The following is a 423-nucleotide window of genomic DNA, read 5'->3' on the forward strand; positions in this document are numbered from 1 at the left end:
ATCAGCGACCCGGCGATGTCCAGGCGGCGGCGCATACCGCCGGAGAACTTCTTGACCTGACGGTCGGCCGCTTCGGAGAGCCCGAAGGCCTCCAGCAGATCCAGGCCGCGACGCCGGGCCGCGGACTTGGAGAAGCCGAGCAGCCGACCCAGCAGGATCAGGTTCTCGATCCCCGTGAGGTCCTCGTCCAGGGAGGCGAACTGGCCGGTCAGCGCGATCTTCTCGCGGATGGTCTTGGGTTCGGCGAAGACGTCATGGCCCAACACCCGGGCCTCGCCCGCATCCGGGCGCAGCAGGGTGGCGAGCATACGGATCGCGGTGGTCTTGCCAGCCCCGTTGGGGCCCAGCACACCGTAGATCCCGCCTCGCGGGATAGTCAGGTCGATGCCGTCGACAGCAGTGTTCTCACCGAAGGTCTTGACC

General features: G+C 67.6%; 1 protein-coding gene. It reads right to left on the bottom strand.

The genetic code is table 11. The annotated features are described in order from the left end of the window. Nucleotides 1-423 (bottom strand): ATP-binding cassette domain-containing protein (locus NBZ85_RS31935; RefSeq protein ID WP_261563522.1); only part of this gene is annotated, 423 nt, incomplete at both ends.

It is taken from the genome of Frankia tisae (genome assembly GCF_025403405.1).
Lineage (GTDB): Bacteria > Actinomycetota > Actinomycetes > Frankiales > Frankiaceae > Frankia > Frankia tisai.